At 60.6% G+C, this 18338-nt stretch carries 20 protein-coding genes; 11 read left to right on the top strand and 9 right to left on the bottom strand.

Annotation, left to right across the window (positions count from 1 at the left end):
• Positions 1-140: 140 nt before the first annotated feature.
• Positions 141-542, bottom strand: coding sequence for a peptide-methionine (R)-S-oxide reductase MsrB (gene msrB / locus FJD34_RS09070; protein ID WP_032863024.1), 402 nt, complete (start codon positions 540-542; stop codon positions 141-143).
• A 203-nt stretch (positions 543-745) separates the two neighbouring features.
• Here msrB and FJD34_RS09065 point away from each other — a divergent pair, with 203 nt between their 5' ends.
• Both FJD34_RS09065 and htpX read left to right on the top strand, forming a co-directional pair.
• On the top strand, positions 746-1957 hold the full coding sequence (locus tag FJD34_RS09065; RefSeq protein ID WP_029298044.1) for a pyridoxal phosphate-dependent aminotransferase: 1212 nt from the start codon (positions 746-748) through the stop codon (positions 1955-1957).
• Between the two features lie 314 nt (positions 1958-2271).
• Entirely contained in the window at positions 2272-3159 is an 888-nt protein-coding gene (gene htpX, locus FJD34_RS09060) for a protease HtpX (protein ID WP_029298042.1), read from the top strand.
• 57 nt (positions 3160-3216) lie between these two features.
• Here the strand turns inward: htpX and FJD34_RS09055 are convergent, their stop codons facing one another.
• Positions 3217-3873, bottom strand: a complete 657-nt coding sequence (locus FJD34_RS09055) for a thiopurine S-methyltransferase (RefSeq protein WP_032863025.1) — start codon at positions 3871-3873, stop codon at positions 3217-3219.
• A gap of 103 nt (positions 3874-3976) precedes the next feature.
• Between FJD34_RS09055 and FJD34_RS09050 the strand changes: the two genes are divergently transcribed.
• Positions 3977-4744: a DODA-type extradiol aromatic ring-opening family dioxygenase gene (locus FJD34_RS09050; RefSeq protein WP_032863026.1), complete on the top strand. Its 768-nt coding sequence runs from the start codon at positions 3977-3979 to the stop codon at positions 4742-4744.
• 95 nt (positions 4745-4839) lie between these two features.
• Here the strand turns inward: FJD34_RS09050 and FJD34_RS09045 are convergent, their stop codons facing one another.
• Positions 4840-6513 carry a DEAD/DEAH box helicase gene (locus tag FJD34_RS09045; RefSeq protein WP_032863027.1) on the bottom strand — a complete coding sequence of 558 codons (1674 nt, stop codon included), beginning with the start codon at positions 6511-6513 and terminating at the stop codon, positions 4840-4842.
• A gap of 422 nt (positions 6514-6935) precedes the next feature.
• On the opposite strand from FJD34_RS09045, the gene FJD34_RS09035 reads away from it, so the two are divergent.
• Complete coding sequence (locus tag FJD34_RS09035; protein WP_032863030.1) at positions 6936-7727, top strand: crotonase/enoyl-CoA hydratase family protein; 792 nt, start codon at positions 6936-6938, stop codon at positions 7725-7727.
• 85 nt (positions 7728-7812) lie between these two features.
• Here FJD34_RS09035 and FJD34_RS09030 read toward each other — a convergent pair whose 3' ends face one another.
• Positions 7813-8568 carry a spermidine synthase gene (locus FJD34_RS09030; RefSeq protein ID WP_032863032.1) on the bottom strand — a complete coding sequence of 252 codons (756 nt, stop codon included), beginning with the start codon at positions 8566-8568 and terminating at the stop codon, positions 7813-7815.
• Between the two features lie 141 nt (positions 8569-8709).
• Between FJD34_RS09030 and FJD34_RS09025 the strand changes: the two genes are divergently transcribed.
• Entirely contained in the window at positions 8710-10056 is a 1347-nt protein-coding gene (locus FJD34_RS09025; protein WP_032863033.1) for a class II 3-deoxy-7-phosphoheptulonate synthase, read from the top strand.
• 51 nt (positions 10057-10107) lie between these two features.
• Here the strand turns inward: FJD34_RS09025 and FJD34_RS09020 are convergent, their stop codons facing one another.
• Both FJD34_RS09020 and FJD34_RS09015 read right to left on the bottom strand, forming a co-directional pair.
• The gene (locus tag FJD34_RS09020; RefSeq protein ID WP_032863034.1) at positions 10108-11340 is read right to left on the bottom strand and encodes a winged helix-turn-helix domain-containing protein; all 1233 of its coding nucleotides are present in this window, start codon (positions 11338-11340) and stop codon (positions 10108-10110) included.
• 43 nt (positions 11341-11383) lie between these two features.
• Positions 11384-11590: a DUF1127 domain-containing protein gene (locus FJD34_RS09015; protein ID WP_032863432.1), complete on the bottom strand. Its 207-nt coding sequence runs from the start codon at positions 11588-11590 to the stop codon at positions 11384-11386.
• A gap of 70 nt (positions 11591-11660) precedes the next feature.
• Here FJD34_RS09015 and FJD34_RS09010 point away from each other — a divergent pair, with 70 nt between their 5' ends.
• Positions 11661-12542: a LysR family transcriptional regulator gene (locus FJD34_RS09010; RefSeq protein ID WP_090291530.1), complete on the top strand. Its 882-nt coding sequence runs from the start codon at positions 11661-11663 to the stop codon at positions 12540-12542.
• Here the strand turns inward: FJD34_RS09010 and FJD34_RS09005 are convergent.
• Positions 12532-13281 carry a sulfite exporter TauE/SafE family protein gene (locus FJD34_RS09005; RefSeq protein WP_032863042.1) on the bottom strand — a complete coding sequence of 250 codons (750 nt, stop codon included), beginning with the start codon at positions 13279-13281 and terminating at the stop codon, positions 12532-12534. The two genes, FJD34_RS09010 and FJD34_RS09005, sit on opposite strands and share 11 nt — an antisense overlap.
• A 110-nt stretch (positions 13282-13391) precedes the next feature.
• Between FJD34_RS09005 and FJD34_RS09000 the strand changes: the two genes are divergently transcribed.
• The 3 genes from FJD34_RS09000 (at position 13392) to FJD34_RS08985 (ending at position 15530) form a co-directional block, all read left to right on the top strand.
• Positions 13392-14342, top strand: a complete 951-nt coding sequence (locus FJD34_RS09000) for a LysR family transcriptional regulator (RefSeq protein ID WP_032863043.1) — start codon at positions 13392-13394, stop codon at positions 14340-14342.
• 77 nt (positions 14343-14419) lie between these two features.
• The gene (locus FJD34_RS08995) at positions 14420-14863 is read left to right on the top strand and encodes a MarR family winged helix-turn-helix transcriptional regulator (RefSeq protein WP_090291532.1); all 444 of its coding nucleotides are present in this window, start codon (positions 14420-14422) and stop codon (positions 14861-14863) included.
• 247 nt (positions 14864-15110) lie between these two features.
• Positions 15111-15530, top strand: a complete 420-nt coding sequence (locus FJD34_RS08985; RefSeq protein ID WP_076963876.1) for an organic hydroperoxide resistance protein — start codon at positions 15111-15113, stop codon at positions 15528-15530.
• 60 nt (positions 15531-15590) lie between these two features.
• On the opposite strand, the gene FJD34_RS08980 is transcribed toward FJD34_RS08985, so the two are convergent.
• Positions 15591-16163 carry an elongation factor P gene (locus FJD34_RS08980; RefSeq protein WP_032863050.1) on the bottom strand — a complete coding sequence of 191 codons (573 nt, stop codon included), beginning with the start codon at positions 16161-16163 and terminating at the stop codon, positions 15591-15593.
• A gap of 49 nt (positions 16164-16212) precedes the next feature.
• Positions 16213-17346, bottom strand: coding sequence for an elongation factor P maturation arginine rhamnosyltransferase EarP (gene earP, locus FJD34_RS08975; RefSeq protein ID WP_090291534.1), 1134 nt, complete (start codon positions 17344-17346; stop codon positions 16213-16215).
• 132 nt (positions 17347-17478) lie between these two features.
• On the opposite strand from earP, the gene FJD34_RS08970 reads away from it, so the two are divergent.
• Complete coding sequence (locus FJD34_RS08970) at positions 17479-17838, top strand: hypothetical protein (protein WP_032863054.1); 360 nt, start codon at positions 17479-17481, stop codon at positions 17836-17838.
• A gap of 13 nt (positions 17839-17851) precedes the next feature.
• A complete protein-coding gene (locus tag FJD34_RS08965; protein WP_090291536.1) occupies positions 17852-18334 on the top strand; it encodes a GreA/GreB family elongation factor in 483 nt (160 codons plus the stop codon).
• Positions 18335-18338 lie beyond the last annotated feature (4 nt).

Raw genomic sequence — 18338 nt, 5'->3', positions numbered from 1 at the left:
ACAAGATAAACATAGCGAGCAATTCAATTGCACACAATGTAATTGACCAAACTGATACCCCAACATTCTCCCCTGTAGGAGCGGGCTTGCCCGCGAAAAACGCCCAGACGCCGCGTTCACCCAAGCAACCCGCGTCACCGTTAACGATCTTCGCGGGGAACCAGGTCCAGGCACACCGAGTTGATGCAATAGCGCAAGCCAGTAGGCGGCGGCCCATCAGGGAACACATGGCCCAGATGCGCATCGCACTTGGCACAGGTCACTTCGGTGCGAATCATTCCGTGGCTGACATCGCGAATCTCGATCATCGCGCTATCGGCAATCGGCTCATAGAAACTGGGCCAGCCACAACCGGCATCGAACTTGGTACTGGAGTCGAACAGCGGTTCATTGCAGCAGATGCAGTGGTACACACCGTCTGTGGTGGTCGCATTGTACTTACCGGAAAACGGCCGCTCGGTGCCCTTGAGGCGACACACTTGATACTGCGCCGGGTCGAGCATTTCCCGCCATTCATCCAGGGTTTTATCCAACTTTTCCATCAATACACCTCGACAACTGAAAAAGCCTGATCTGTGTCTTTTCCATGGATCAGGCGGCACGTATGATTGCGCCTCTTCAAAGCGCCAGTCTGGCACCCGCGTTATCGGCATTCAAACGTATTTATGGGTCAAGCCAAACGCCGGATTCCCAGCACGGTAGTCTTCACATCGTCTGGATCGTTCATTTTCAGGATCACATCGCCATGCAGGTCAGCAAATCGAACAAGCTCGCCAACGTCTGCTACGACATTCGCGGCCCAGTGCTCAAGCACGCCAAACGCCTGGAAGAGGAAGGCCATCGCATCCTCAAGCTGAACATTGGCAACCCGGCGCCCTTTGGTTTCGAAGCGCCGGACGAAATCCTCCAGGACGTGATCCGCAACTTGCCCACCGCCCAGGGCTACAGCGACTCCAAAGGCTTGTTCAGCGCACGCAAGGCGGTGATGCAGTACTACCAGCAAAAACAGGTGGAAGGTGTCGGCATCGAGGACATCTACCTGGGCAACGGCGTCTCCGAGCTGATCGTGATGGCCATGCAGGCCTTGCTCAACAACGGCGACGAAGTGCTGGTGCCAGCGCCTGACTACCCGCTGTGGACCGCCGCCGTGACCCTGGCCGGCGGTCACCCGGTGCACTACCTGTGTGACGAGCAAGCCAACTGGTGGCCGGACCTGGCCGATATCAAGGCCAAGATCACGCCCAACACCAAGGCGCTGGTGATCATCAACCCGAACAACCCGACCGGCGCGGTGTATTCCAAAGAAGTGCTGCTGGGCATGCTGGAGCTGGCGCGCCAGCACAACCTGGTGGTGTTCTCCGACGAGATCTACGACAAGATCCTCTATGACGATGCCGTGCACATCTGCACCGCCTCCCTGGCCCCGGACCTGCTGTGCCTGACGTTCAACGGCCTGTCCAAGTCCTACCGGGTGGCGGGTTTCCGCTCCGGCTGGGTGGCCATCTCCGGCCCCAAGCACAATGCCCAGAGCTACATCGAAGGCATCGACATGCTGGCCAATATGCGCCTGTGCGCCAACGTACCCAGCCAGCACGCGATCCAGACCGCGCTGGGCGGCTACCAGAGCATCAACGACCTGGTGCTGCCAGCCGGCCGCCTGCTGGAACAGCGCAACCGCACCTGGGAGCTGCTCAACGATATTCCTGGCGTCAGTTGTGTCAAACCCATGGGCGCCTTGTATGCGTTCCCACGGATCGACCCGAAAGTCTGCCCGATCCACAACGACGAGAAGTTCGTCCTCGACCTGCTGCTGTCGGAAAAGCTGCTGGTGGTGCAAGGCACCGCGTTCAACTGGCCGTGGCCTGATCACTTCCGCGTGGTGACCTTGCCGCGTGTGGATGACCTGGACATGGCCATCGGCCGCATCGGCAACTTCCTGAAGTCCTATCGCCAGTAACCCTGCTTTCGCTGTACGACCCGGCACAGGTCGTACAGCGAGTATCTGGCAACACATCTGTGCCCACTCCAGGCAGAAACACCTTCTTGCCCCGCCCCACGCCCCATCGACTCTGTAGTCCCCAACAATCACAGGGCCCCAAGGCTGCCGAACGGGAATTTCCCTCGGCATTCAGAGTCAGAAAAAACCTTCAAGGCTCTACATTCAAGCTGTAGGACACAGTTTGAAATAGTCGCCCGGTTGAATAGCCCAGTGCCGCACCTTATATACCCCGCAGTACGCGACATATTAAGCATGAGGAGAATTCTACAACCATGATGCGCATCCTGCTGTTCTTGGCCACTAACCTGGCGGTCGTGCTGATTGCCAGCATCACCCTGAGCCTTTTCGGCTTCAACGGGTTCATGGCGGCCAACGGGGTTGATCTGAACCTCAATCAGCTGCTGGTTTTCTGTGCCGTCTTTGGTTTTGCCGGCTCGATCTTCTCGCTGTTCATCTCCAAGTGGATGGCGAAGATGAGCACCAGCACCCAGATCATCACCCAGCCGCGCACCCGGCATGAGCAATGGCTGCTGCAGACCGTCGAGCAACTGTCCCGCGAAGCCGGGATCAAGATGCCCGAAGTCGGGATCTTCCCGGCCTACGAGGCCAACGCCTTTGCCACCGGCTGGAACAAGAACGATGCTCTTGTTGCCGTCAGCCAGGGTTTGCTGGAGCGTTTCTCGCCCGACGAAGTGAAGGCCGTGCTGGCCCACGAAATCGGCCACGTCGCCAACGGTGACATGGTGACCCTGGCACTGGTCCAGGGCGTGGTGAACACCTTCGTGATGTTCTTCGCACGGATCATCGGCAACTTTGTCGACAAGGTGATCTTCAAGAACGAAGGCGGCCAGGGTATCGCCTACTACGTGGCGACGATCTTTGCCGAACTGGTCCTGGGCTTCCTCGCCAGCTCCATCGTGATGTGGTTCTCGCGCAAACGCGAATTCCGCGCCGACGAAGCCGGCGCCCAGTTGGCCGGTACTGCCGCCATGATCGGCGCCCTGCAACGCCTGCGCTCCGAACAGGGCCTGCCGGTGCATATGCCTGACACCCTGAATGCCTTCGGCATCAACGGTGGCGTCAAGCAAGGCCTGGCGCGGATGTTCATGAGCCACCCGCCGCTGGAAGAGCGGATCGACGCACTGCGTCGTCGCGGCTGACAGCCAAGCAGGTCAAAAAGGGGCGATTGAATCGCCCCTTTTTTGTGCTCGCGTGTTTTACCGCCCCGTCAGTTGGTAAACCCGCTCCTCCAGCCGCGCGACGCCTTCCTGGGCGAACTTCGGGCTCTCGGCCAGGATATCCCGCTGCTCCAGGACACTCAGGCGCCAGTGCACTCCCAGCAGCCCCCGAACCTCATCGTCGCTCACTGCAAATGGCGGCCCTGCCTTCAGGGCCTGCTCATAATCCAGGCTGATCAACAGGCCGTCCTGCACCTGAGGTGCAATCGCCTGCAAATGCGCGACATAACGCTCACGCATCGGCGGCGGCAAGGCTATCAGCGCCGCACGGTCGTACAGTGCAGTGCATCCCGCCACATCAGCACCGCTCAATTGGAAGAAATCACCGCACCACAACTCGATAGCGTCCGCCTGATAAACCTTGAAATCCCCCCGCTGGCTGACTTGCGCAGTCAGGTGTTGCTCCTGGAAGAACTCTTCAACAGCCTTTTGCGACAACTCCACACCCAGGACCCGATACCCCTGCTGCACCAGCCACAGCAGGTCCAGGCTTTTGCCACACAGCGGCACCAACACCCTGGCCCCACTGGCCAACCCCAAACCCGGCCAGTGTCGCTGCAAATAGGGATTGACCTCTGGCAGATGAAAGCCGATCTGATTGCGTGCCCAGCGGTCATGCCAAAAAGTGGAATCCATGAATACCCCTGAAAACTTGATCAAATAGCGCTAAAACTTATATTAGATTTAGATCAATGATCTGATTGAAGATGGTGCCATCTTAACCTTGAGGGCCCTGCTCATGCTCCCCAGCCTGTTTATTTCCCACGGCTCCCCCATGCTTGCCCTGCAACCCGGCGCCAGCGGCCCGGCACTCCAGCGCCTGGCCGCTGACTTGCCACGCCCCAGGGCAATCGTGGTGATGTCCGCGCACTGGGAAAGTCGCGAGCTACTGGTCAGTGGCAGCCCTGCCCCAGAAACCTGGCACGACTTCGGCGGCTTCCCCCGCGAACTGTTTGCGGTGCAATATCCAGCGCCCGGCGACCCAGCACTGGCGCAACAGATCGTCGAACTGCTCGCAGCCGATGGCTTGCCTGCCCGCCTCGACAACCAGCGCCCGTTTGACCATGGCACCTGGGTGCCGCTGTCGCTGATGTATCCGGCGGCCGATATCCCAGTGGTACAGGTCTCGCTACCTAGCCATATGGGCCCTGCGTTGCAAACCCGGATCGGGCAGGCACTGCGCAGTTTGCGTGAACAAGGCGTGCTGTTGATCGGCTCCGGCAGCATCACCCATAACCTCGGTGAGCTGGATTGGCGAGCCGGGCCGGAAAGCATTGAGCCCTGGGCGGGGGACTTTCGCGATTGGGTGGTCGACAAACTGTCGGCACAGGATGAGACCGCGCTGCACGACTACCGCAAGCAAGCGCCTTATGCGGTGCGCAGCCACCCCAGCGATGAGCACTTGTTACCGTTGTATTTCGCGCGCGGGGCCGGAGGCGAGTTCAGCATCGCGCACCAAGGCTTCACCCTGGGCGCATTGGGGATGGACATCTACCGCTTCGGATAACTTCGCGCCTACAGTCCTGGCCCAAATCCCAGGCAAAAAAAATCCCCGAACCAGTCGGGGATTTTTTATGTTCGATCAATCAACCCTAAGGTCGATCAATCTTCGCGATAGCGACGCAGCTTGAGCTGCTTGCCGGCAACGCGGGTGTCCTTGAGCTTGGCCAGCAACTTCTCCAGGCCATCTTCCGGCAGCTCCACCAGGGAGAAGCTGTCACGCACCTGGATACGACCGATTGCTTCACGTGCCAGGCCACCCTCGTTGAGGATAGCGCCCAGCAGGTTTTTGGCGGCGATACCGTCACGTGCGCCCAGCGCGGTACGGCAACGAGCACGGCCTTCAGCCAATGCAACCGGAGCACGACGCTCGCGATCACCACGGTCCGGACGGTCGCCGGTACGCTCTGGACGATCACCGCGTGGAGCGTTGTTCGGCACCAGTGGACGTTCTTTCTCGATCGCAGCCAGGGTCAGGGCCTGACCGTTGGTAGCCTTGCGCAGCAGGGCTGCAGCCAGGGCACGCGGGGTGCAACCGATATCGGCAGTCAGGCGGTCCAGCAGATCACCGTGGGTCGATTCAGCATCAGCCACCAGCGGCGACAGGCTGTTGGTCAGTTTCTTGATGCGCGCATCGAGAACGGCCTGGGCATCCGGCAAGCGGACTTCGGCAACTTTCTGACCGGTTACACGCTCGATCACTTGCAGCATGCGGCGCTCACGCGGAGTCACCAGCAGCAATGCACGACCTTCGCGACCCGCACGACCGGTACGGCCGATACGGTGAACGTAGGACTCTGGGTCGTACGGCATGTCAACGTTGAACACGTGGGTGATACGTGGAACGTCGAGGCCACGAGCAGCAACGTCGGTCGCCACAACGATGTCCAGACGGCCATCCTTGAGGGAGTCGATCACACGCTCACGCTGGTTCTGGGCGATGTCACCGTTCAGCGCAGCGGCTTTGTAGCCTTTGGCTTCCAGGGCACTGGCCAGGTCCAGAGTCGCTTGCTTGGTGCGCACGAACATGATCAGGGCATCGAAGTCTTCGACTTCCAGCAGGCTCAATACAGCCGAGGTCTTCTGGTCAGCGTGAACCAACAGGTGAGCCTGTTCGATCGCGGTAACGGTCTGGGTCTTGGTCTGGATCTTCACGTGTTGCGGATCGCGCAGATGGCGTTCGGCAATGGCACGGATCGACTGCGGCAGGGTGGCCGAGAACAATACGGTCTGACGGGTCGGTGGCAGCGCCTTGAAGATGACTTCCAGGTCATCCATGAAGCCCAGCTTCAACATTTCGTCAGCTTCGTCGAGAACCAGGTGATTCACGGTCGACAGCACTTTTTCGTCACGACGCAGGTGGTCGCACAGACGGCCCGGAGTGGCGACAACGATCTGTGCGCCATTACGGATGGCTTTCAGTTGTGGGCCCATAGGGGCGCCGCCGTAAACGGCCACAACGGTAACGCCCGGCATTTGCTTGGCGTAGGTTTCGAAAGCGGTTGCTACTTGCAGCGCCAACTCACGGGTTGGCGCCAGGATCAGGGCTTGCGGCTCGCGCTTGGCAGGATCGATGCAGTGCAGGATAGGCAGGGCGAACGCGGCGGTTTTACCGGTACCGGTTTGCGCCTGGCCAATCATGTCCTGGCCGGCCATGATGATCGGGATCGATTGCTGCTGAATAGCCGAAGGTTCTTCGTAGCCAGTCGCGATGACGGCAGCAAGAATGTTCGGGTTAAGATTAAAAGCGGCGAAGCCGCCGGTTTCCTGGGTCATGGGTCTGCCTCTAAGTGCATCCGCAAAGACCCATGCTCCAAAGCTGCGCATGCCGTGTTGAGACTCAAGAGTCGCCCTGGCTGCTTTGTCGGCGGGGATTTGCGAAAACGAATGAATGAAAAAGATTCGTCAAGGAAGAGTCCGCTGTGCGGACGTGCAGCCGAAGCTGACTTCGGGGAATTGCGCTACCTAAACGCGGCCCGGTTAAAGGCCGGCGCGCACTATACCGGAAATCCCTGAAAAAGGGAGCTTTTTTTATCGGAAAAGGCCATTCAACTGCTCTGTGTCACAGGCTTTGCGCATCCTCGCAGGAACGTCTATTTTTCAAAGGCCCGGCCCTGTTGGTCATTGCGCTTAAACGCTTCACCTTTTGCAGCGGGCCCTTCGGTCCGAAACTGCCTTTCGCGCCCGAGGATCCACCCATGAAACAAGCCAGCAGCAGCCGCGTCAGCCGTGAACTACAAGGGCATGTCCTGCTGCTGGGACTTGATCGGGTCGCCAAGCGCAACGCTTTTGACCTCGACCTGCTCAACGAACTGAGCCTGGCCTATGGCGAGTTCGATCGCAATGAAGAAGCGCGCGTGGCCGTGGTGTTCGGGCATGGCGACCACTTCACCGCCGGGCTGGACCTGATCAACGTCGCCCACACCATGGCGCAAGGCTGGCAACCGCCGCTGGGAGGCTGCGACCCATGGGGCGTGTTCGCCGGGCCCAGGGTCAGCAAACCAGTGATCGTTGCCGCGCAGGGCTATTGCCTGACCATCGGTATCGAATTGATGCTCGCGGCGGACATCAACCTGTGCGCCAGCAATACGCGCTTTGCGCAGATGGAAGTACAGCGTGGGATCTTTCCTTTTGGCGGCGCCACCCTGCGCCTGCACCAGATCGCCGGCTGGGGCAATGCCATGCGCTGGTTGCTGACGGGCGATGAGTTCGATGCCCATGAAGCGCTGCGACTGGGGCTGGTGCAAGAGGTCATGGCCAGCGAAGACCTGCTGCCCCGGGCGTTGGCCCTGGCCAATCGGATCGCCAGCCAGGCGCCGCTGGGGGTGCAGGCCACTTTGACATCGGCACGCCAGGCGCGGGATGAAGGCGAGACCGCTGCGGCGGCCGGGCTGCCAGTGCTGGTCGAGAAACTGCTTAACAGCGAGGATGCTAAGGAAGGGGTGCGGGCGATGCTGGAGAAGCGGCCGGGGGTGTTCAAGGGATTGTGAGCAGATGTGATGGCCTCATCGCGGGCAAGCCCGCTCCCACTGGTGTACGCGGTCATCTTGACCGCGATGAGGCCAGTACAGGCAACTAGGTCGCCGGACGAACAGCCTTGATCAACGCCTGCAACGAATACCCCAGGCGCGGCGCCAGCGCCTCGGCCCGCGCTGAAACCGCCGCCAGGTCCAGCGTCTGCTCCAGATCCGCCGGCACCAGCAGGATCACGTTGCCCTCCTTCACCGGCAACTCCCAGTAATGCCGATGATAAAGCCCGCGCAACAGTGCAGCACCCAGCGGCTTGCCATCATCGGTCGCCCACTGGTTGATCACCAGCCAGCCACCGGGGTTGAGTTTCTTCTGGCAATTTTCCAGGAAGGTCCAGGCCAGATGGCCAACCCCCGGCCCCACATCGGTATACAAGTCGACGAAAATCAGGTCCGCCGGCTCCGCAGTCTCCAGCAACTCCAGTGCATCGCCCACGCGGATGTACAACCGCGGGTCATCATCGAGCCCTAAATACTCGATAGCCAGGCGCGGCACGTCCGGGCGCAACTCAATGGCCTCGACATCTTCCAGGGGCAGGAATTTGAGGCAAGCCTGGGTCAGGGTCCCGGCACCCAGGCCGAGGAACAGCGCACTTTCGGGCTGCTCATGGCACAGGGCACCAATCAGCATGGCACGGGTGTAGTCATACTCCAGCCAGCTCGGATCGGCAGTAAACACACAGCTCTGCTCGATGGCATCGCCAAACTCAAGAAAGCGGTAATCGGCCACTTCCAGCACACGGATCATGCCGAAGTCGTCATGGACCTCAGCCAGCAGGCGCTCGACGCGCTCCTCAGACATTTCATCTCCTAATGGCCCCGGCACGGGTGCAAGCCGCCTGGTACCAGGCGGGAAAGGCGCGATTGTCGGCCAAGCAGCGCCAGCAGGTCACGCACTAATTGCTGATAACATGCACGTCCCCGACATTCATTCGAGTTCACGATGAGCCAACCCTGGAGCCCTGACAGCTGGCGCGCCCTGCCGATCCAGCAACAACCCCGCTACCCTGACGCCGCGCACTTGTTGCAGGTCGAGCAGAGCCTGGCCAGTTACCCGCCGCTGGTCTTCGCCGGCGAAGCCCGGGAGCTGCGCCGCCAGTTTGCCGAGGTGACCCAGGGTCGCGCGTTCCTGCTGCAAGGTGGCGATTGCGCCGAGAGCTTTGCCGAATTCTCCGCCGCAAAGATCCGTGACACCTTCAAAGTGCTGCTGCAGATGGCCATTGTCATGACCTTCGCGGCCGGCTGCCCAGTGGTAAAAGTCGGGCGCATGGCCGGCCAATTCGCCAAGCCGCGCTCGGCCAATGATGAAACCATCGACGGCATCACCCTGCCCGCCTACCGTGGCGACATCGTCAACGGCATCGGTTTCGACGAGAAAAGCCGCGTCCCGGATCCCGACCGCCTGCTGCAGTCCTACCACCAGTCCACCGCCACCCTGAACCTGCTGCGGGCCTTCGCCCAGGGCGGTTTTGCCGACCTGCACCAGGTGCACAAGTGGAACCTGGACTTTATTGCCAACTCCGCCCTGGCCGACAAGTACAGCCAACTGGCAGACCGCATCGACGAGACCCTGGCCTTCATGCGTGCCTGCGGCATGGACACCTCGCCCCAATTGCGCGAGACCAGCTTCTTCACCGCCCACGAAGCCCTGCTGCTCAACTACGAGCAAGCCTTCGTGCGCCGCGACAGCCTGACCAACGACTACTACGACTGTTCGGCCCATATGCTGTGGATCGGCGACCGCACGCGCCAGCTCGATGGCGCCCACGTCGAGTTCCTGCGCGGGGTGAACAACCCGATCGGGGTCAAGGTCGGCCCGAGCATGAACCCCGACGACCTGATTCGCCTGATCGACATCCTCAACCCGGACAACGACCCCGGCCGCCTGAACCTGATCGCGCGCATGGGCGCCAACAAGGTCGGCGACCATCTGCCCAACCTGATCCGCGCCGTGCAGCACGAAGGCAAGCAGGTGCTGTGGAGCAGCGACCCGATGCATGGCAACACCATCAAGGCCAGCAGCGGCTACAAGACCCGGGACTTTGCGCAGATCCTCAGCGAAGTGAAGGAGTTCTTCCAGGTTCATGAAGCCGAAGGCACTTATGCCGGAGGGATTCATATCGAAATGACCGGACAGAATGTTACCGAATGCATTGGTGGCGCGCGGCCGATTACCGAGGATGGCTTGTCGGACCGCTACCACACCCATTGCGACCCACGGATGAACGCCGATCAGTCGCTGGAATTGGCGTTCCTGATTGCCGAGACATTGAAACAGGTCAAACGCTAGAGCGGTGGTGGCCTGATCCACCGCTATCGCGGGTAAGCCCGCGATAGCACCCTACCTGGCAACTTCCATCGCCAGCATCGCCACCCGCAACCGGGCCGCACTGTGCCGCTGACAGTTGATCTGCACCTGCGCCAACCCCAGCCAATCGGCCATCTGCCGCAAGTTCAACGCCAACGCCAGCATCCCCGCCTCGTCCAACCCCGGTTCTTCCTCGTGCACGGCATGCACCGCCAGCCGGCCATTGGCCCGCTCGGCCCGCAAGTCCACCCGCGCAGCAATCCGTTCGTTGTGCAGAAACGGCAGCACGTAATAGCCATACACCCGTTTATCCTGCGGGGTGTAGATTTCCAGTCGATAGCGAAAGTCGAATAATCGTTCGGTGCGGCTACGCTCCCAAATCAGTGAATCGAAGGGCGACAGCAAGGCACTGGCCACCACCTTGCGCGGGACGCTTGGCTCGGGCAGGCAATAAGCCGGCTGCTTCCAACCCTGAACCTGGCAGACCTGCAATTGCCCATCCTCGACCAATTCGGCGAGGCGCCCGCGACTCTGCGCGGGTTCCAGGCGGAAGTAATCGCGCAGGTCCTTTTCCGTAGCGACACCCAACGCCGTTGCGGCATGCACTATCAGACCACGCTGGGCGCTGGCTTCGCTCAAGGGCGCCTGTTGCAGAATGGCCGCTGGAATGACTCGCTCCGGCAAGTCGTACAACCGCTCGAAACCCCGCCGCCCGGCCACCGTCACCCAGCCCGCGGCGAACAACCACTCCAAGGCGTGCTTTTCATCACTCCAGTCCCACCAGGGCCCGGCGCGCTCTTCACGGGTCGACAGGCTGCCGGCTCCCAGCGCGCCCTGTTGTTCGACGATAGCCAGCACGCGGCGGATGGTGGCCTGCTGCTCGCGGCCAAAACGCGCCATCTGCTGATAGATCCCCTGCCCCTCGGACGCGCGCTGCATGCGCCAGCGCATCAACGGATACAGCGCCATGGGCAGCAGGGAGGCTTCATGCCCCCAATATTCAAACAGCGTGCGCCGTCGGCCCTGACTCCAGGCGGCCTGTTCGAGCAGCAGCGGGGAATAATTGCCCAGGCGGGAAAACAGCGGCAGATAGTGGGAGCGCACCACTGCGTTGACCGAATCGATCTGCAATACGCCCAGGCGCTCGATCAGGCGATTGACCTGCGCGGCCTTGACCTGCGCCGGCGGCTGGCGCCCGCTGAAACCTTGGGCCGCCAGCGCCAGACGGCGCGCCTGCTTGAGGGAAAAACTCAGTTCTGCGGGCATGTGCATCTCCTGATTGCGCCCGCGAACTGTAGCGCGATGCCCGTCATTTACCCAACGGATCATTCCAGAAATGCCGGTGGCGCTCCTGCTCCACATCGGCACGCGTCAAACCGATATCCTTGAGCGACTCATCACTCATGCTTGCCAGCAACTGACGTTCGCAATGCAGGGCATACCAACGAGAAACCCGCTGAAACAGCCCGGAAAACGGTCGCCTTACCATCAACACAAAACCTTTCTGACCTTTCATCATCTCGCCCTCCAGTGGGGATGACTGAAGTCTGTGCCTGCGGCTATGATCAATCCAACGAATGTTTCTTATGTTATACATCTCGGAGATTGATCAATTGTCCAACTACCCGAGCATCGACACCGACGTGCTGCGCACCTTCGTCGCCATCGCCGACCAGGGCGGTTTCACCCGCGCCGGCGAGTTGGTCAATCGCACCCAGTCCGCCGTGAGCATGCAGATGAAGCGCCTGGAAGAAGACGTGCTGCAACGCAAGCTGTTCGAGCGCGATGGGCGGCAGGTCAGGCTCACACCCGAGGGCCAGGTGTTGCTGGGGTATGCGCGGCGCATCCTGAAACTGCACAGCGAGGTGTTCAACACCCTGCGCGAACCGCACATGGTCGGGCTGGTGAGGATCGGCACCCCGGATGACTATGTGATGCGCTACCTGCCGGGCATTCTCAAGCGGTTTTCCAAGGCATACCCGCTGATCCAGATCGAGATGCACTGCGAAGGAACACCCATCCTGATGCAGCGACGCGACCTGGCACTCACGGTGGTCAGCCGCGAGGCGGGTAATGAAATCGGCGAGCTGTTGCGTAACGAACGCATGGTCTGGGTGGCCTCCCCCTGCTTCTGCGTGGATGAACACGAAGCCCTGCCCCTGGCGATTTCCGGCATGGACAGCTTCTGCACCCAATGGGCCCGCGCTTCGCTGGATGCCATAGGGCGCGAGTATCGCCTGGCCTATCACAGCTCCAACGGCGCGGCGATCCAGGCGGTGGTCGGTGCGGGGCTGGCGGTGACGGTCATGATGGAAAGCCTGGTCACCGAAGATCTGCGCATACTCGGCAGTGACGAAGGTTTCGGCCCCCTGCACACGGTCAACCTGCGACTGCTGCGCAACCCGAGCATGTCCTCCCCCATCACCGAATGCCTGGCGGAATACATCCTGGAGGGTTTCAGACTTTAAAGGTCAACATCACCGCGCACATCACCAGGAAGCCGCAGAACAAACCGCGCAACAGGCGCTCCGGCAATGCGTGGGCGATTTTCACGCCCCAACTGATGCTGAGCAACCCGCCGACGGCCAGGGGTACGCCGATCAGCCAATCCACTTCGTGGTGCCAGGCATAGGTCACCAGCGTGACGCCTGTACTAGGCAAGGCCAATGCCAGGGAAAGGCCCTGGGCGACCACCTGGGTGGTGCCGAACACACTGGTCAAGACCGGCGTCGCAACCACCGCGCCGCCGACACCGAACAGGCCACCCATGGAACCCGACGCCGCTCCCAACACCCCCAGCCACGGCCAGGAGTAACGCATCTGCGCACTGGGTGGCGCATTGCTGGTGACCATACGCAACAGGTTGTACGCCGACAGGGCCACCAAAAACGCAATAAAGCCAATACGCATGACGCCCGCATCGATGCCTACCGCCCAGATCGAACCCAGCCAGGCAAAGCAGAAACCCGTGACGCCAAGGGGCAAGGCATGGCGCAGCTCAATGCGATTACGCTGGTGATAACGCCACAAGGCCAGCATCACATTCGGCACCACCATCACCAGCGCCGTGCCTTGGGCGATTTGCTGATCGAGGCCAAACAGCACGCCCAGCACCGGAATCGCGATCAACCCGCCACCGATGCCAAACAGACCGCCGACGGTACCCAGGGCTATGCCCAGCACCACATACATCGCCATATCCACCACAGCTACACCCCCGCACTGACTCAAGCCCTGCATGCTACGCAGTCCACTCTGGCATGGAAACGCATAGCAACGCACAATGGCTATGCCAAATACGCACAAGCGAATCCCCCATGAACCCCACGACCTTGACTGACCAACTGGGCCTGTTCCTCGATGTGCTGGAGGCCGGCAGCTTTTCCGCAGCCGCGCGCCGCCATCCGCTGACCCCTTCCGCTGTTGCCCGTAGGATTGACAGCCTGGAGGGCGCCCTGGGCAGCCAGTTATTCCTGCGCAGTACCCATGCGGTACTGCCCACCCCCGCCGGCCTGGCGTTTGCCGAGCGCGCGCGGCGGATTGTCCGGGAGTTGCAATTGGCGCGGGCCGAAGCCGTGTCGCTGAGCCATGCGCCCGAGGGCCTGATTCGCGTGGACGCGCCCGCCGCCTTTGGCCGGCGACACCTGGCGCCGGCCATTGCGGACTTTCTGACCGTCTACCCGGGCCTGGACGTGCACCTGCACCTGATCGACAGCTTTGTCGACATGCAAGGCGAACACCTGGGCAAGGTGGATCTGGTGCTGCGCGCGGGACATATCGTCGACACCCGGCTGATCGCCACGCCATTGGCCAGCATCGTGCGAATCGCCTGTGCCAGTCCGGCCTACCTGAAAAACCGTGGTACACCGACCCACCCCAGCCAACTCAACGAACACGATGGCCTGGATTGGGAAGGACTGGCGCCGATGTTCGCCTGGCGCTTTGAACTCGATGGGCGCAAGAACACTTACCGCCCACAGCGTATCCGCATGAGCGCCAACAATGCCGAAGCCCTGCTGTCCGGTGCCCTGGCCGGCCTGGGCATCGCTCACCTGCCGACCTGGCTGGCCAGTGAATACCTTGTGCGCGGCGAACTGGTACCGTTGTTCTGCGAAAACGGCCTGCCTACCGCCGAAAGCGCGGGTATTTACGCCCTGCGCCTGGAGCAGCAGGCCAACGCCCGCAGCCGCCTGCTGCTGGAGTACCTCAAGAGCCGTTTCAGCCCCGTCCCGCCTTGGGATCTGGCACTGCAAAGCGGCTGGGGCTGACAACTGCCACAGAATTATCTGGCGCGTTAAAGATTTGGCCGCTAGATTCCAGATCAAATACGCTTTAAGGCACTGCCATGAAAGACTCTTGCGACGCCCTGCTTCTGAACAACCAACTGTGCTTCGCCCTGCACTCCACGTCGTTGTTGATGACCAAGGTCTACAAACCCCTGCTGCAAGCCCTTGGCCTGACCTACCCGCAGTACCTGGCCATGATGGTGTTGTGGGAAAAGGATGGTTTGACCGTGGGCGAAATCAGCAACCGCCTACTCACCGACCCGGGCTCGCTGACGCCACTGCTCAAGCGCCTGGAGGCCGAAGGCCTGTTGAGCCGTACGCGCAGCCGTGCCGATGAGCGCGTGGTCGTGGTGGAGTTGACCGAGGCAGGTCGAGCGTTGCGAGACAAGGCTATGGATGTTCCTCCATGCATCTTCGGCGCCAGCGGGTTGCAGATGGAGCAACTGCAGAAGCTGCAGGCGGACTTGCTGCAATTGCGCAGGAACTTGCAGGGTAGCGTCTGACCCTCTCACTGTTTTCGACCGAACATAGGCCCCTATAGAGGCCGGCTTGCCGGCGAAAATCGCCAACGATAATGCGCGGTGCCAGGTGCCCCGCGTCGCGCTCAGGTTTTTCGCCAGCAAGCTGGCTCCTACAGGTAATCGTGTTCATTTAAAAAATATATTGCGCGCAAAATACTTGCACGGTAGATTTATCTCGCCAACTACTTATCGCGCTAACTTTTAGCGCAGAACAAGCGAGGAAAAACCCATGCAAACCCTCTATACCGCAGTAGCCACCGCCACCGGCGGCCGTGATGGTCGCGCCGTTTCCAGCGACAACATCCTCGACGTCAAGCTCGCCACCCCAAAAGAGCTGGGCGGCGCCGGTGGCCAGGCCACCAACCCCGAGCAACTGTTCGCCGCTGGCTACTCGGCCTGCTTTATCGGTGCCCTGAAATTCGTCGCCAGCCAGAGCAAACGCAAAATCCCCGATGACGCCTCGATCACTGCCCATGTAGGCATCGGCCAGATCCCCGGTGGTTTTGGCCTGGACATCGACCTTCACGTATCCCTGCCCGGCCTGGCCGCGGATGAGGCACAAAGCCTGGTGGATGCCGCACACCAGGTCTGCCCGTACTCCAATGCCACTCGTGGCAATGTCGATGTGCGCTTGCATATCACTGTGTGACGGGAAAACAGGCATAAAAAAACCCGACTCTTGGTCGGGTTTTTGTCAGTAACGCCAGAATTACTTCTTGGCGCGACCTTTGTACGAACCACCTTCGCGGGTGTCGATCTCGATCATGTCGTCGATTTCGATGAAATCAGCCACTTGCAGCTCGGTACCGTTAGCCAGCTTGGCAGGCTTCATCACTTTGCCCGAAGTGTCGCCGCGAGCGGAACCTTCGGTGTAGGCAACCTTACGCACGATGGTGGTCGGCAGCTCTACGGAAACCAGGCGATCTTCGAAGAAGATGGCTTCGCAAACGTCGGTCATGCCTTCTTCCACGAACGGCAGAACGGCTTCGATGTCTTCAGCGTTCAGCTCGTACATGGTGTAGTCGGTGGTGTCCATGAACGTGTAGGTGTCGCCGCTGATGAAGGACAGGGTCGCTTCCTTGCGGTCGAGGATCACGTCGTCCAGTTTGTCATCGGCGCTGTATACGGTTTCGGTCTTGTAACCGGTCAGCAGGTTCTTCAGCTTGGTCTTCATGATTGCGCTGTTACGACCAGACTTGGTGAACTCAGCTTTCTGAACCAACCAAGGGTCGTTGTCGATACGGATCACGGTACCGGGTTTCAGTTCTTTACCAGTTTTCATTACGAATATCCGAAATTTGGATGGGATTTACAAAAATCAAGGTCGCGTATCATATCCAATTTTCATAAAACTGTACCAGCGCCGTCGCAAGATCGGCTTGCAAGGCCTGTTCCAGACACCATTTTTCGGCGTGTGTGGTCAGTTCCGGCCAATGCTCAAGCAGCATTTTCCAGCTTGGGGCCATATCGCTGTCTGTGTTCCAGGCTTGCCATAGGGCAATCAGCGCAGCTTTCGCCGGTGCAGACAGGTCCTGGGTGTAGAGCGTGAGGAAGGCATCGAGCTTGTCCAGGTGAATGTCGTCATCCTGTCGGTAGATATGCCATAGCAACGGACGTCCTGCCCACTGCGCCCGCACAAAGGAGTCTTCGCCGCGTACGGCGTTGAAGTCACAGCACCACAGCAAGCGGTCGTATTGTTCCTGCCGCACGAACGGCAGCACCTGTACCGTCAGGGTACCGCGCAGATGAACATCCCCCGCTGCCAACGTCTCGATACTCAACCAGCGTTGCACGTCGCCAAGGATGCGCCCTTCCGGCACCAGCAGATGAGTGGCTTGCCCATCAGACGCCAACACGTCCAGCCAACTGGCCAAGCCGGCGTTTTCATAGGCAAACAACGACATCAAACGCGCGCCCTTTGCGGGAAAGACGCCCAGCGCTTGTAGGAATTGTTGCTGAGCCTGCCGATCACGCCCAAAGGCCTGCCGCTGTTCGATCAGCCCGGCCTCACGCAGCAAGCCGCCCGTACCAGGACGAAATCCGGGAAAGAAGAAATACTTTTGCACGCCCTTGAACTTCACCGACGGCAGGCCGTGGCAACCGACTACCCATTCTTCGGCACTCAAATAGTCGAGGTTCATCCACAGTGGCGGGAGCTCACGCCCAGCCATGGCCTCCATGTAGTCATGGGGCAATTGGCAGGCAAAGGCGGCGATCACCACATCGGCTGCCGGCGTCGCAACCCACTCCTGCGACCAGTGACGGACATCGACACCCTCTTGCCACTGCTGGTCCAACCGCACATCCACCTCTGGGCACATGCGTTCGAACGCCCGTAAATCATCGACCCACAAGCGCACCACGCAGGCGTGTTCCGCTGCCAATTGCCGGGCCAGGCGCCAGGTCACGCCGATGTCGCCGTAGTTATCGACGACGCTGCAAAAAATATCCCAGCGGGCTTTCATTCCGGGCTCCATCATTGAAAGGCTCGATTGTCCGCATAAATGCCGCCATGCAGAAGGGTTGATCGCGATTATTCTGCACGCCGGCTGTGCGACAATCCGCAACTCACCGCAACCGCCCGCCAGGAGGCCGCCATGTCCGATCGCCCGCTGTCGATGTTCAAACTCAGTATTGCCGTGGCCCTGGGCCTGTGGCTGGGCTTTGTCGCCATCGTGCTGACAGGCTGGCTGGCCTCGCGCTACCTGTTTGAACAGCCCGTGGCCCAGGTCGTGCAACAGTTGGGCAAGCCGCCTGCCGTGACGCCTGAACCGCCGAACCAAATGTTCGAGCAATACCAGCAAAACCTGCACAAGCAGGAGCAACAACAGGCGATGGAGCAGGCGCGCGCCAACCCGCGCAACCTGTCCAACCCCAAATGCCAGTTCTGGCTCCAGCAGGACCAGAACGCCCCCAGCGACAAGAGCCGGGCCAACGTCCTGCAATTGTGTGATTGAGCCGCAAGCCCCCATGAATAAACACGCCGTCCTCCAGTTGATCCTGGAAAAACTCGCCGCCGATCTGGATGTGGCCCAACGCGCCGCGCAAACCGCGTACGAAACCGCGACCCACGAAGAAAATATCGCCGAGAACAAATACGACACCCTGGGCCTGGAGGCGTCTTACCTTGCCGCCGGACAGGCCAAGCGCGTCGAGGAGATCAAACAGTCACTGGTGCTGTGCCAGAACCTCAACCTGCGGCCCTACGATGAGCAACGAGGTATCGAAGTGGGCGCCCTGCTCGGCCTGGAAGACGACAACGGTCGCCAGCAATGGCTGTTCCTCGCACCGGATGCGGCAGGCTTGAAAGTCTACGTGGTGGGGCAGTTGGTGACCGTCATCACCCCTCGCTCGCCGCTGGGCAAAAGCCTGCTGGGCAAGTTCGAAGGGGATGAGGTGGAGATTCTGGTGGCGGGCGCCCGGCAACAGTTCACCGTGACCGAGGCCCGCTGAGCCG

This window comes from Pseudomonas brenneri (assembly GCF_007858285.1).
GTDB lineage: Bacteria > Pseudomonadota > Gammaproteobacteria > Pseudomonadales > Pseudomonadaceae > Aquipseudomonas > Aquipseudomonas brenneri.
Note: the sequence above shows the minus strand (reverse complement) of the source record. Positions and strands in the feature narration are given on the sequence as shown.